Below are 13,497 nucleotides of genomic sequence, written 5' to 3'. Positions count from 1 at the left end.
AGCCGGCGTAGGACCTGCTGCCGTCCCTGCCACCCCGCTATGTGGCTCGCGGCGCCAACGTCGGCGCGCTGCGCGAGCTGCTGGCCGAGCTGGAGGCCGGTCAGGCGGTCGAGGTGTGGGGGATGGGCGGAACTGGCAAGTCGACGATCGCGACCGCCGTCGTGCACGACCCCGCGGTGCGGGAGCTGTTCACGGACGGGATCGTGTGGGAACGGGTCGGACGTATCCCGGGCCTCGCCGGGCTCCTCGGCCGGGTGCTGACCGCGTTCGGCGACGTCGCCCGGGTCGTCGACGCCGCCGAGGGGGTGCGCCGGCTGCGGCGGATGCTGGTCGGTGCCCGCTGCCTGATCGTTCTCGACGACGTCTGGGACATCGCCGTCGTGAATGCCTTCCAGCCGCCGGCCGGGGTGCGGATCCTGGTCACATCCCGCACGCGGCAGGCGTGGTACGCCGACGCCGGTGGCCACGAGCTGGCGATGGCAGACGAGAACCTCTCCCGAAGGGTCTTGGCGGCGCATGCCGGCCGCGCGGTCGACGAACTCCCGCCGGTCGCCGGTGAGATCGTCCGGCGCTGCGGCGGGCTGATCCAGGCCCTCGCGCTGGCGGGCTCGATGGTCCGCCTCGGGACTCGCTCGTCGACTGGCCAGTCACCCGGGCACGGGTCCTGGCCGCGCTGGCGCCGCATCTTCCGGCCACCCAGCTCCAACCTGCCCTCGCCGAGGCAATGGCGGCCGCCATCCGCGACCGGAAAGGCGGATGGGCTGTCGCGGTGGCTCATCTCCGCACTGCTCCGCGTGCGACGCTGGTGGCCTTGACGGCGGCTTCGGCCGCTGATCCTCGGCCGCCACGCGAAAGGTCCCTGGGGGGCCGGCGAGCCGCGCGAACGCGACCACCAACTGTTTCCCAGTCGTCCAGATCAGCGGTTCGAGCGATCGCGCCATCGTCGATCTGCGGCAGGGTGACTACGAGGAACTCGACCAGCTCTCCGCCGCGCGGCCCCATACGAAGGCGGCGTTTCGGGTTGACGCCGTGGAAAGGTCGGGCTCGGGGTGGCCAGGGCCGTTCGGGCAGCGGTGTCCGGACGCCCGGGAGGGGTCTACCTCGGCCTTCCCGCGCGGGTTCTCGGAGAGACGATGTCGCCGGAGGCGGCGCGGGAGTCGGTGTTCACCGTGGCGGGCCCGGCGCCCAGCCGGCCGCCGGCGCCGGGGTCGGTCCGACGTGCGCTGGCGCTGCTCACCGAGGCGAAGCGGCCGCTGGTGGTCCTCGGCAAGGGGCGCATTCGCCGTGCCGAAGCGAATCCACCTGGTCGACCGGATCCCGCACACCTCGAAGGGCGAGGGAAACCGGCAGCTCCTCGCCGAGCGATACGTCCGGCCCACGCCAGCCCACGCCGAATAACCGGGCGCGCCAAGCCCGGCCACCTGACCTCGACGGGCCGTCTTCCGCGCGGGAGCGTGAGCGACCGGTCAGTGGGCGCTGTGGCGTACCGGGCGAAGCGGTTCCAGCGCCGGATGGTCCCGAAGCCAGGCTTGCCCCCCCATCGCCCAGGCGGAGAGGACCGCGACAGCGGGTGCGCCCTCGCCGTCAAGGCGCAACGGCGGTATCCCGTCGCTGAAGGTGAACACGACCGACCAGTTCAGCGGCTCGGGATAGAAACCGGAGACCAGACGGAACGCGAAGGAGTGCCATCGATCCTCCGCGAAGCAGAGGAACCCGTAGTTGGTGACGATGATGCGCAGCTGCCGCGGGTCGCGCCAGCGGCGAACCACATCCGCTGCGGCCGCGTTTCGACGGGCGCTGTTCCCCATCGCCGTGGCGGCCATCCCGAATACCATGAACGGCGCCGGCCCCACGAACACGGAGTTGACGTGCACGTAGGCGCCGTCTCCGCCGTAGTACCGTGAACCATAAACCACCGTGTCGAGGAACGCCTGTTCACCGGGGTTCAGGACAGGACCCCATACGGTTAGCGCTGGCAGCAGAGTCCCCCGAGCGAGCGCGACAAGCAGGTCACATGCCTCACGCCATGCCTCGACGGTCTCAGCCTGTTTCCGCGTCTCCCGCGCGGCGATCTCCGCGCGGGCCCGGCGGCGACGGCTCCGTCGCAGGCGCACCGCGTTCACGACGGTGATCACCATTGCGGTCAGGAAGACGGCGAAAAGGACCCAGCTGACCACCACGAGCAACACGTACAGTGCGCCGCGGCCATCGACCGGAAGCAAGATCAGTGTCGTGAGGGACGTGACCGCGACGAGAAGAGGAATAAGCCAGGACCAGTGCCTTCTCACGGCATCGACTCCAGCCTGTCGGTCTGCTCTTCCGGCGCGCGGGAACGTGGCTGACCGGGGCTACACGTCGCATTCTCCGTCGCGCCATCAGTGTAGTTCGGTGTGTGTTTTCTCGCTGCCTGTTTCGGTACGGTACGCGCTGAACACCCGTGCACAGGCTATGGGTCTCGCGACAGATGTCCAGCTCACAGGCGCTGGTCGGCCTCCGGCGGCCCATCGACGGCCCTCGCGGCCCGAGTGTCGCGTCTCACAGCCTTCGCCGGGCGGAAGTGGTGAGTCGTGATCGACCCGTTCCCAGCTAGTGTCCTGCGTCAGCCAACGTTGGCCCGGCCGTGCCACCGCGCCATGAGCTTGATCGGCGGATGTGTACCCGAATCCGAACCTGGCAGGGGGTCAGAACTCGGATCCGGGTACAGAACCGGCGATCTTTCACGACTACGGTCGGGTGAACGTTCTTTACGCTGGATCCTCGTACGGAGTCGCGGTGAAGACCCGGCTTACCACCCGCCAGCCCTCCGGGCGCTTCACCACGACGTCGCGGTACCGGCCGGTGCTGATCCGGCCGTCGGGCCGCATGCCCACGAGGCGGAACCGGAGGATGACGCCGTCCGGCGTCTCGTCGACATAGATGTTGGTCATGATGTGGGTCCGCGGGTGGCGGGCCTGGGTCATGAACGTCCGGATCTCGGCCAGCCCGTCGAGGACCTGACCGGGTATGTCGAACGTGGCGTCCGGTAGAAAGATCTGGTCGAGATCCCGCCAGTTGCGGTCGTCGATCAGGTCGCCGTAGCGGGCCGGAAGCTCGCCGAGCGCCAGGCGGTCGGCCAAGTCCATAGCTGCGCCTCCTTGGTCATGCAAGTCGTGCGGGTCGTTGGTGTCATGCGTGTCGTTGGTGTCGCTTGGGTCGACGTGCGCGTGGCCGGGCGGTCAGGGCGCCGACAGGGCGTCCCGTACCGGTCCGAGCCACAGTTCGAGGTGACGGGCGGCCAGGTCCTCGGGCATCTGGGCGACCGTCGCCCAGGTGTAGACGTGCGCCACCGGCAGGCCCGCGACCCGGCGGCGCACCTCGGTCACGGCCTCGTCGGGCGACAGCACGAGCAGGTTCAGCTGAACGCGGGCGCGGCCATGCCCGAGCCGGTCGCCGAGCTCCGCCTCGGAATGCGGTGGCCCCAGCCGACCGGCCTGCCGGTAGGAGTTCAGCTGGTACAGGTAGTGCGGCCTGATCCGTTCGTAGGCGGCTTCCGGGTCGTCGGCCACCACGATGTCCACGTCGCCGGCCAACCGGGCCGACGCGAGGTCGTGCCCGCCCTCGGCCAGGCCCTCGAGATACGCGGCCGCCGCCCGCCGGCCGATGGTGAGCAGCGACGCGCCCATCCGCCCGGCCCTGCGCGCACCCACCGGCCCGCCGTAGCCCAGCCACATCGGCACCGGACGCTGCAGAGGCGCCGGGGTGACGCCACCGTCGGTCAGCAGGGCGCGCACCCGGGTGAACACCGCGTCGAGGGTGGCGAACCGCGCCGCCATGTCGACGCCGAACAGCTCGAACTCGCCCGGCACGTACCCCGCTCCAAGGCCGAGCTCCAGCCGGCCACCCGACACGAGGTCGACGAGTGCCGCCTCCTCCGCCAGGTGAACCGGGTCGCGGATCGGCGCCAGCAGCACGGCCGTGCCGATCCTCGCCCGCGCCGTGCGGCTCGCCGCGGCCGCCGCCAGCACGAGGGGCTGCGGAAGGTACCCGTCGTCGAACCCGTGGTGTTCGGTGAGCCAGATGCAGTCCGCGCCGAGCCGGTCGGCCTCGGCGGCCAGGTCGAGCAGCCTGGGGTAGTGCTCCCGCCAGGGGCGCCGCCACGGCTGGGGGTTCCGCGCGTCCACGAACAGCCCGACCTTCAGGCCCTCCGCCGCCGGTCGCTCGCTCGCGTCGGGGCCTCGCCCGGCGTCCCGTTCGTCAGTCATCACCAGACTCCGCCTCCGGCTGGGCGCCGACGGCGGTCGCCGGTTCGCGAGGCCTGACATCTGAGGCCCATGACCGGTCCGGCGCCGCCGTGCTCAGGGGCGCCGCCCGCCTGGCGGCGCCCCTCAGACATGTTCACCATGTGATCCGCGCGGCGGCCCCGCGCCCGGCACGCGCACGGCGCCTGTGCACGGATCACAGGCTGTCAGCCGGCCGTGTAGGCCCCGCAGGACAGGGCGCTGGTGACGTCGTACTTGTCGCCGTTCAGCTGGACGACGGAGGTGCACGGCGTCGAGAGGAAGTGGTTGAGCGGCCAGCGGGACTCGGCCACCGCGTTGTCGACGTAGTAGGAGAAGTTGCCGTTCATGAGCTTGAGCAGGGTGTTGAGGTTCAGGTCCTTGCCGGCCTTGGTCGCCGCGGCGACGAACATGTCGGCGGACCAGTACCCGGCGATCGTCGGCAGGCTGATCGCAGTGCCCGGGGCGTACTTGTTGATGTCGTCGGCCATCTGCTTGATCGCCGGCACGGAGACGTCCGAGCCCGGCTGCCACTGCAGGGACGTGTAGGCCCCTTCCAGACCGGGCAGCTTGGCGGCGGCCAGCCGAGGGTCATAGCCGACGGTGTTGAGGTGCTTGCCCTTGTACCCGGCGGCATCCAGCGCCTCGGTCAGCTTGGTGGTCGCGGTGAAGTCCGTGCCGTAGAGCACCACGTCCGGCGGCGCGCCCTTGTTCGCCGTCATGATCCCGCTGACGATCGGGGTGGCGTCGCTCAGGCCGGAGTCGGGAATCGGCGTCTCCTGGTACACGACGTCGAGGCCGACCGACTTGATCTGCCGGGCGATGGACGCCAGCCCCGTGCGTGCGGTGTCGTCGTCGTTGCCCACGAGGGCGACTGTCTTCCCGGTCGCGTTGCCGCCGAAGAGGGCGTTGAGCATGACGCCGTAGGTGGTCGCGGTGGCCTTGAGGTCCTTGCCGGGCAGCAGGCATCCGGTGATGCCGAACCCGATCGAGGTGTTGCAGAAGCCGGAGTTGAACCCCCAGCCGAAGAACGGGACGGTCTGCGCGCAGAACGTGTCCAGGTAGCTGGCGCCGCTGGTCATCACCGGCACGGCGGCGAAGATTTTCTTCTGCTCGACGAGCACCTTGGCCTGCGAGCTGTTGCGGGCCGGGTCGTTGCCATCGTCGAGGGTGCCAACATAGTTGATCTTACGTCCGTTGATGCCGCCCTCGGCGTTGGCACGGGCGAACCGTGCCTGGGCGCCCGCCTCCGTGCCGGTCATCGAGGCACCGGACGGACTCGTCAGATAGGCCAGGCCACCGATGGTGATCTCCGTGTCGGTGATTCCCCGGGTGGGGTCGGCGGCCGTCTGGCCGCACTTCAGCGTGGACAGGTCCGGCTTGTAGCCGCCGTCGCTCCACCCGGAGGGCGGCCCGGCCTTCACGTCGGCGACGCCGACCGTCGGAGCGCTGGTGGTCGTGTCGGCCTTGTCGTCCGAACAGGCGGCCATCCCCGCCATGACCGCGGCCGAGGCGGCCAGTGCCGCGACGAGGCGGGTCGTTAATCGTGCGGGCAGTCTCATCAGAGTCCTTCGCGATAAACGCGGCGGGCCGCCAGGCCCGCCGCGGCTGGATGAATCGCCAGACCGCTCGGCGGAGACGGCTCAGGCCCGCCGGCGGTGGTGGTCACGTCGGCCCGGATCCGTCCGGACCCACCGACCGGCGGAGCGTCTCTGTCGCCCATAGATTTATATATATAGATGATTAACCTGGCGGATGGAGGCGTCAAGTCTGAGCTGGCCGGGCGGCGGTCTCACCACCCCCGTCAGGCTGGCGACGGGTACCCTGGCGGGTCTTCGGGAGGCCGAGGCGCTGTTCGGCGACAAGGTTGCGGGCGATCTCGGTGGTGCCGCCCTGGATGGTGACGACGCAGGAGTGGCGGGCGGCTCGCTCGATCTCGCCGCCGGCGGCCGCTGGGACGGTGCCTTCGCCGGAGGGCGCGCGCAGGATGCCACCAAGGCCCACGGCATCCTGGAGCTCACGGCTGGCACGCTGGTAGGCGGTGGACGCGAACAGCTTCGCGATCGTGCCCGCGACCGCGGGGGACTGCCCGGAGACGTTCAGCCAGGCGGTGCGCTGGGTGAGCAGGAAGGCGGCCTCGGCGTCGACGCGGGCGTGCGCGATCGCGGTCAGCACGGCCGGGTCGTCGGCCGGTCGCCCCCCGCCTGGCCAGCTGCCGGCCGGCCCGGGGACGCGGGCCCAGGCCGTCACGTCGGCGAGCAGTGGTTCGAGCATCGCGGTGCTGCCCATGACGCCGCGTTCCAGGCTCAGCCCGATGGCCATGACCCGCCAGCCCTCGTCCACGTCGCCGACCCGGCAGGAGTCCGGGACGATCACGTCGTCGTAGAAGACGACGTTGGTCCGCTCGTCGGCGATCGTGTGGATCGGCTGGATCGTGATGCCCGGGGCGTCCATCGGGACGAGGAACATCGTCAGGCCGCGGTGCTTGGGGACGTCGGGGTTCGTGCGGGTCAGCAGCAGGCAGTGGGCCGCGGTGTGCGCGAGGGTGGTCCACATCTTCTGGCCGTTGATCCGCCAGGCGGTGCGCGCGTCGTCCACGGGGGTGGCCCGGGTACGCGCGGCGGCGACGTCGGAACCGGAGCCCGGCTCGGAGTAGCCGAGGACCGCGGTGGCCTCGCCGGTCAGCAGCCGGGGCAGCACGTCGGCCCGCAGCGCCGGGCCGCCGATCTGGTCGAGCACCCCGGCGACGATCATGGTGGTGCCGATGCCGTGGTACGGAGCGTCGGCGAGCTCCAGTTCGCGGAAGAGCGCGCCCAGTTCGTAGGGATCCCTGGCGGCGCGCCCGCCCGGTGCCGAGGCGGCAAGCCAGCCGCGTTCGGCCAGGGCCTGGTGCAGCGCGGGGACGTGCACGGTGCCGGTCCGGCGTGCCTCGCGGCGAACCTCGTCGGTCAGCCAGGACCGGACGAAGGCCCGGACCTCGGCGGCGAACGCGGCGACCGACGGGCTGTGGGCGAAGTCCGTCCCGCCGACGCCGTCGGCACCGGGCTGGGCCGGCGTGCCGGCCGACGACGCGGGGGCGGCGTCGGCGACGGAGCTGTCGACGAGGGCGCGGCCCAGCTCGCGCGCGAGGGCGAGGGGGGCGCCGGCTAGCACCGGGTAGGCGCGGGCGCGGCGGAAGAACAGCTGCGCGTCGTGTTCGACGGCGACCCCGAGGCCGCCGTGGTACTGAACGGCGCGGTCGGCGGCGTGCCGGGCGGCGTCGGTGGCCATCAAGGCGGCCATCCCGGCGAGCTGGCCGCCGTCGGCGCCGGTCTCCGACCGCCGCCCGGTGTCCAGGCTCCAGGCCGCCTCCCGCGCCAGCAGCGCCGCGGCGTCGACCAGTCCCGGCAGGTCCGCGAGGCCGTGCTGCACTCCCTGGAACGAGCCGATCGGCACGCCGAACTGGACGCGCTCCTTCACCCACCGGGTCGCCAGCTCCAGCGCGCCGTCGGCGAGCCCGGCCAGCCATCCGGCCATCAGGACCAGCCACTCCGAGCGTGCCCGTTCGAACGCGACCACCGCCGGACCGCCGCCGAGCACCATCGCGCCGCGCAGGTCGCGGTCGGCGATGGGCAGGTCGGCCTGATTGGCGACGGCGACGCCGGGAGGAGTGGAACGCGCCGCGACCAGTCGCCCGTCGACGACGGCCAGGACCAGGCCGGCGACCGCCCCCGCTGGCACCGCCACGCCGACGCCCGCGCGCACCCGCGTCGCCAGTGTCGCGACCAGCTCGCCGGCGACGACGGCGGGCAGGTCGGGATGCTCCGGCGCGGCCGTCGCGAGCAGCCGCGCGGCCGCGACGTGCTCCGCGAACGGCACCGGCGCGAGCACCCGGCCGAGCTCCACGGCCGCGACGGCCGGCGCGTGCAGGCCGGTACCGCCGCCGCCGTGCTCCTCGGCGACCGCGAGCCCCGGCAGCCCGGCCGCGCACAGCTCGGCCCACAGCCCCGGGTCGTGCCCGAGCGGTTCGGCAGCCCGCGCCGCCGCCAGCCCTGGACGCCGGGCGAGCACCGCCAGGACCAGCTCCCGCGCCGCCCGCGACGCCTCGTCCAGCGACAGGTCCATCCGCGTCTCCCGAGGGTCGGCCGCCATTCGGCTGGGACGGCGGGGCCGTCTGGCCCGACACCGTCCGTTGATATGTATATATTATTCGGGTCGGCGCCTCGTCCATCGAGGCCCGCCCAAGCGGCCCGCGCACTGGCCCCGGCGCACGGGACCCACCCAGGCCGCGCGACGGCCACCGGCCGCGGCCGCGCACCACCCTTGCCGCTTCGACCTGGCGCTAGATAAATCTAGAGCTTTTAGCGAGGGACGTCAGATGAAGGTTCCGTTCACCTGGAAGCCAACCGGCTGGTTCATGGTCGGCTGGTCGGCCGAGTTCCCCACCGGCCAAGGCCGCCCGCTGCGGTACCTCGGTGAGGACCTGGTCGCCTACCGGGACGACAACGGCGGGCTGCATGTCCTGCAGGCACACTGCCGACACCTCGGCGCGCACCTCGGCCACGGTGGCAAGGTCAACGGCGACTGCATCGAGTGCCCGTTCCACGGCTGGGGCTGGGGGCCGGACGGCCGGAACCGCTACATCCCCTACCAGGACCGGCCCAACCGCGCCGCCCAGCTGCGGGTGTGGCCCGTGCGGGAGCAGTACGGCTGCGTGTTCATCTGGCACCAGCCCAACGGCCAGGCGCCCCGCTGGGAGATGCCCGACATCTTCACGGTGTTCCCGCAGTTCGAGACCGACCCCGCCGCCTACTACCCGCCCTACCCGGCCCTGTCCCGCAAAGTGGAGCGCGAGCCGGTACACCCGCAGATCCCGGGCGAGAACGCGGCCGACAGCATGCACTTCCGGTACGTCCACCACGCCACCGTCACCCCGGTCCTGCTCAACTGGGAGTCCGACGACAACGGATGGCTGTTCGAGACCGGCTGGCCCGACAGGCGCAGCGACGACCCGGACGTGATGGCGCTGCGGATCCACAGCTACCTGTTCGGCCTCGGCGGCGCGATCAGCGCGTTCGCCGGCGCGGACAACTACCGCCTCATCTTCGCGACCACACCGGTCGAGGACGGCTGCTCGGACATGTTCTACTCGATCTGGTGGCCCCGGATCCCCGGCGACGAGTCCGACGCCCCGCCGCCCGACGTCCTCGAACGCCTCGAGAAGGAATTCCTCTCCACCCTCGACGACGACCTCGAGATCTGGCGCTACCAGGACTACATCGAGCACCCCACCCTGGCCATCCAGGACGCCAAGCCCTACATGGCCTACCGCCGCTGGGCAACCCAGTTCTACGAGATCCCGGCCGGCGAATAGCCACCACGGACGCCGGACATCCGCATCTCGGCACCGCCCGCGCGAGGCGCTGGCGCCCGGGCCACCCCCCCGGATGGGGGGCGCCCCGGGGCCCGGCGGGCGGGGCGGGCGCCGGACCACCCGGCCGGTGGGCCGGGCGCCCGGGGCCGGTCAGGCGGGCCAGCCGGCGTGGTCGCGGGCCCGCCTGATCAGCGTGGAGAGCGGTGGCAGCTGGGTCGGCGTGCCGACGAGGAATCTCGAGCTGACCTACAAGAGGATGCGGATCCGAACTGGATAGGGGATCAGAGCTCGGATCTGGGTACAGTCCTGGCGATCTTTCGTGGCGAGAGGCGGGTGAACGTTGCCGGGACGGCACTGGTCGCAGTCGTCGCCCTGACGAGGCGCGGCCAGATGCGTTGCGCTCAGTTCGTCGCCTGGCGATGAGCCGCGAAGCGCAGGGGAGTCTGTTCCGCACGTCGGTCGCGGCGTCGAGGCTCGGAAAGGGGACTTCATGATTATCGTCGCGGGGCAGATCCTGGTAGACCCTGCCGAGCGAGATCGCTACCTCGTCGGCTGTGTCGGCGTTGTCGAGCACGCGCGCCGGACGCCGGGATGCCTCGACTTCGCCCTGAGTGCCGACCTGATCGACGCGGCACGGATCAACGTGTTCGAACGCTGGGAGACCCTGGAAGCCGTCGAGGCCTTCCGCGGCAGCGGCCCGAGCGACGAGCAGACCGCGGCGACACTCGCGGCGTACGTGGCTGAATATGACGTCGTGGATGTCCGCTCGCTCACCTGAGCCGCGGGCAGAGGCGCGGGCGGGCGGGCGCGGAGGCTGGTCAGGCCACGGTGGGTTTGACCAGGGCCCAGGTCGAGTGCTTCGCGTCCCGCCCGTCGCCGGAGGAGCGTCCGGTAAGTCGCCGCGCCAGCCAGGGGCGGACGTGGCGCCAGTAGTAGCCGGCCTCGGCGAGACGGCGAGACCGCGGCAGCACCTCGTCGGCCGGCGGGGGCGGGGGCGCCGCGACGCCGAGGGCCGCGAGGACGAACGTCGCGGCCCGGTGGTGGCCGAGCGGGTTGAGATGTAGCCGGTCCTCGGACCAGTAGCGCGCCTCGCGGATCTCGGTGTCGGCGAAGACGTTGACGAACAGCACGCCGCGGTCCCGGGCGAGGTCGGCGGCCGCGTCGGTCAGCTCGGCCGCGCGCCGGTGCAGCGTCCGGCCGAAGGGAAGCCGGTTGGAGGGGTCCGCGCCGGCGAGCAGGAGGGGAGTGACGCCCGCCTCCAGGCACCGGTCGACGGCCCTCGCCGTCAGGGCGCTCAGGCGCGCGACGTCGGCGCCCGGGCGCATCATGTCGTTGCCGCCGCCGTTGAGCGTCAGGATCGTCGGCGCCGGGTCGAGGGCGAGGGCGGCGTCGAGCTGCTCGGTGATGATCGGTTCGAGCAGCCGGCCGCGGACGGCGAGGTTGGCGTACCAGACCTCGGCCGGGTGGTGGTGCACGGCGAGCCCGGCCGCGACGAGGTCGGCCCAGCCGCGGGGAGCGCCGTCGTCTCGCTCGTCGCCGACGCCCTCGGTGAAGCTGTCCCCGATCGCGACATAGCGCACAACCGCCTCCTCCGCGACATGCCCGGCGGCGCGGCCGCGCCCCGAGGCCACCTCGCTGGTGACCGTCGGTGGCTGTCGCTCGACACGCACGGCGGCCGACGCACCTGAATGCCCAGCTCATCCGGTCTCGTATGCCATGATGCCTCGGTGGCACTCACGGGCCGCAACGGGGGTAAAGTGAATATGATCTTTGAACGATGTGTGGTCTGCGGGAATCGCCCGGAGCCCACCTGCCACCTAGCTGTCTCCTTGCCCGAAGGGCGGCCGGGAGTGGTGTGCGGCGACCATGACTCGACGGTGTCGGGCTTCCGCGAGGACCTGCTCTTCTGCCTGTTCCGCTTCCACGGCCTGGCGATCGGTGACGCCGGTGCCATGGCCACCGCGGAGGCGATCGCCGATCGTGTCATCGAGGCGCTCGCCGCGGACGGGTCCGCCACCGGGTCTCGATCCCGCGCTGACCGTCCGCCGCGGCTGACGCCCCTGAAGGGGGCGGCCACGGCGGCCAGCACGGCCGCGCTCCGACGGCACGGACGCCCAGTCGACGCCTCCTGCGGATGCTCGTGAACGGCGCGGCAACCCGCGGTTAGCAGAACTCGGGCCCAGGAGTCGACCCGCGCTTCGAACCACCGGTTCGTATCCATTGATCAGATCGTCGAAGCCGAGCCATCGACCAACTCATCGACGTACGGAAATTCGGTCTGATCAGGTCCGGGCCAGATAGCCAGCTCGAGCTCCATCGGTACAGTGACCGCCGACAGTCAGCTCCGACAAGCGTCGCCCGAGCCTCATCACGGAAGATCGCGCGGACGGTACCCGGATTCGACTCCGAGCCCCCACCGGTTCGGATCCGGATACAGACCCGCCGCTGAGGCTCACGGCGGGGCGATGCCGGCGGTCCAACCTTCACCGAAGCGGCACCAGCCAGCCGAACGCGCGAAGGCGGCCGGCTCCATCGTCGCGGCCAGGAGACCGCCAACGTGCCGGCTCGTCGACGTTACAGTCAGCCCCACTCCCCCAACGGTCCGTCTATCTCCACTGAATTAGCCCAACACCCTGACGCGTCGGCGAAACCGGCGGCGTGCTCGCCTGATGCCCGGACATGCTGGCCACGGATCTTTGTCCTGATTGACGGTGGGAAGCGGGACCGGGATGGCGCGTTGGCGCGAACGGCGGGGGCCGGGTGAGCACACCGTGGGCACGCCGTCCTCGGCGACGCCCCCAGCCGAGGAGAAGACGCCGCGGAAGCCGGCCTCGTACACACCGGCGGACACACGGGCCTCAGGCCGGCCGCCCTCGAGCCGGCCGCCCGCCGGCCGGGCCGGCAGGCATGCCACCGCGCGCCGGCCGACGACTGGTCAGCCGGCTGGTCCGCCGCCGGGGGACGACGCGGCACTGGCCCCGCGGGCAGCCGGGCCGCCGCCCGGCCGGCCGCGGCGCCGAGTCCGGATCCTCATCGGCGCCGGGGTGGCCGTCGTGCTGGTGGCCGCGGGAACGGTCACCCTCACCGCCACGCCCGCCGGTGACGGGGCGCGGAGCTGGGTCTGCCACGACTTCGACTGGGGCTGCGCCACCCCGTACGCCCTCACGGTCCAGACCGACCCGGACCAGATGACGCTGGGCGCGGCGAGCACCCCGCGCGTCGCCAGCTACGTGGCCGGCGAGGACGTGGGCATGCCACCGGCGCCTCCGGGGGGCCGCGACGACTGCTACGGCCGTGCGGCCTGGGCCGCGTCGCTCGGCGCGGTACCGGCGGACACCACCCCGGTCCAGCTCAACCTCACCGCCGGCCCGGACGAGACGGTCGAAGTTGTCGGGTTCACTCCGCGCCTCGACGGCCTGGCCAAGGAACCGAGGCGCGGGCTCCTGCTCACATGCGCCGCGCCACCCGGCCTGGCGGGAGCGGTGACGAGCATCAACCTCGACATGGTGCTGTCGGCCGCCGGGGCCCGCGTCGTCGTTCCCGCGCCGGCCGGGCAGGCGAGCGTGCTGCCCCCGGGCGCGAGCGGCTCGTTCCTGCTCGCCGTGACGACCGCGACCTGCGACTGCCGCTGGCGGGTCGAGGTCGAGCTCGAAGTCGGCGACGAGAGGCGGATGATCACCGTCGGCCCGGACGGCGCCCGCGACGGCACCGCCGCTGACAACCCGGGCCAGCCCTCCTTCGAGACCACCGGCTCGTCGCAGGCACGTCCTGCCCGCTACATCCAGGGAACATGGCAGTGAGCGGACGGCGAGCACGGCCAGCGCCGGCCGCGCCGACATCGTTCGCATACCGCTGAGCGCGTCCCGCGCGAAGCCCGAGACCACCGGA

General features: G+C 72.0%; 11 protein-coding genes. 5 read left to right on the top strand and 6 right to left on the bottom strand.

The window, feature by feature from the left end:
* Positions 1 to 41: 41 nt before the first annotated feature.
* Entirely contained in the window at positions 42 to 815 is a 774-nt protein-coding gene (locus QOZ89_RS14000) for an NB-ARC domain-containing protein (RefSeq protein WP_071048756.1), read from the top strand.
* Between the two features lie 651 nt (positions 816 to 1,466).
* Here QOZ89_RS14000 and QOZ89_RS13995 read toward each other — a convergent pair.
* The 5 genes from QOZ89_RS13995 to QOZ89_RS13975 form a co-directional block, all read right to left on the bottom strand.
* Positions 1,467 to 2,288, bottom strand: a complete 822-nt coding sequence (locus tag QOZ89_RS13995) for a hypothetical protein (RefSeq protein WP_071048754.1) — start codon at positions 2,286 to 2,288, stop codon at positions 1,467 to 1,469.
* A gap of 456 nt (positions 2,289 to 2,744) precedes the next feature.
* Positions 2,745 to 3,122 (bottom strand): nuclear transport factor 2 family protein, encoded by a 378-nt coding sequence (locus QOZ89_RS13990; protein WP_071048753.1) that lies wholly within the window; start codon positions 3,120 to 3,122, stop codon positions 2,745 to 2,747.
* 93 nt (positions 3,123 to 3,215) lie between these two features.
* Positions 3,216 to 4,241 (bottom strand): LLM class flavin-dependent oxidoreductase, encoded by a 1,026-nt coding sequence (locus QOZ89_RS13985; RefSeq protein WP_116271511.1) that lies wholly within the window; start codon positions 4,239 to 4,241, stop codon positions 3,216 to 3,218.
* A gap of 203 nt (positions 4,242 to 4,444) precedes the next feature.
* The gene (locus QOZ89_RS13980; protein WP_071048752.1) at positions 4,445 to 5,818 is read right to left on the bottom strand and encodes an ABC transporter substrate-binding protein; all 1,374 of its coding nucleotides are present in this window, start codon (positions 5,816 to 5,818) and stop codon (positions 4,445 to 4,447) included.
* Positions 5,819 to 6,020: 202 nt separating this feature from the next.
* Positions 6,021 to 8,360, bottom strand: coding sequence for an acyl-CoA dehydrogenase family protein (locus tag QOZ89_RS13975; RefSeq protein WP_071048560.1), 2,340 nt, complete (start codon positions 8,358 to 8,360; stop codon positions 6,021 to 6,023).
* Positions 8,361 to 8,613: 253 nt separating this feature from the next.
* Here QOZ89_RS13975 and QOZ89_RS13970 point away from each other — a divergent pair, with 253 nt between their 5' ends.
* Together QOZ89_RS13970 and QOZ89_RS13965 are read left to right on the top strand one after the other, a co-directional pair.
* Complete coding sequence (locus tag QOZ89_RS13970) at positions 8,614 to 9,609, top strand: aromatic ring-hydroxylating oxygenase subunit alpha (RefSeq protein ID WP_312623968.1); 996 nt, start codon at positions 8,614 to 8,616, stop codon at positions 9,607 to 9,609.
* Between the two features lie 490 nt (positions 9,610 to 10,099).
* Positions 10,100 to 10,387: a putative quinol monooxygenase gene (locus QOZ89_RS13965; protein WP_071048553.1), complete on the top strand. Its 288-nt coding sequence runs from the start codon at positions 10,100 to 10,102 to the stop codon at positions 10,385 to 10,387.
* 40 nt (positions 10,388 to 10,427) lie between these two features.
* On the opposite strand, the gene QOZ89_RS13960 is transcribed toward QOZ89_RS13965, so the two are convergent.
* Positions 10,428 to 11,279, bottom strand: coding sequence for an SGNH/GDSL hydrolase family protein (locus QOZ89_RS13960; RefSeq protein WP_241841677.1), 852 nt, complete (start codon positions 11,277 to 11,279; stop codon positions 10,428 to 10,430).
* A 159-nt stretch (positions 11,280 to 11,438) separates the two neighbouring features.
* On the opposite strand from QOZ89_RS13960, the gene QOZ89_RS13955 reads away from it, so the two are divergent.
* Together QOZ89_RS13955 and QOZ89_RS13950 are read left to right on the top strand one after the other, a co-directional pair.
* The gene (locus QOZ89_RS13955; protein WP_131803952.1) at positions 11,439 to 11,753 is read left to right on the top strand and encodes a hypothetical protein; all 315 of its coding nucleotides are present in this window, start codon (positions 11,439 to 11,441) and stop codon (positions 11,751 to 11,753) included.
* Between the two features lie 627 nt (positions 11,754 to 12,380).
* The gene (locus QOZ89_RS13950; RefSeq protein WP_131803950.1) at positions 12,381 to 13,409 is read left to right on the top strand and encodes a hypothetical protein; all 1,029 of its coding nucleotides are present in this window, start codon (positions 12,381 to 12,383) and stop codon (positions 13,407 to 13,409) included.
* Positions 13,410 to 13,497: the final 88 nt, after the last annotated feature.

It is taken from the genome of Pseudofrankia coriaricola (genome assembly GCF_032027725.1).
Taxonomy (GTDB): Bacteria; Actinomycetota; Actinomycetes; order Frankiales; family Frankiaceae; genus Pseudofrankia.
The sequence above is the reverse complement of the archived record's forward strand: the minus strand, read 5'-3'. Positions and strand labels throughout refer to the sequence as shown.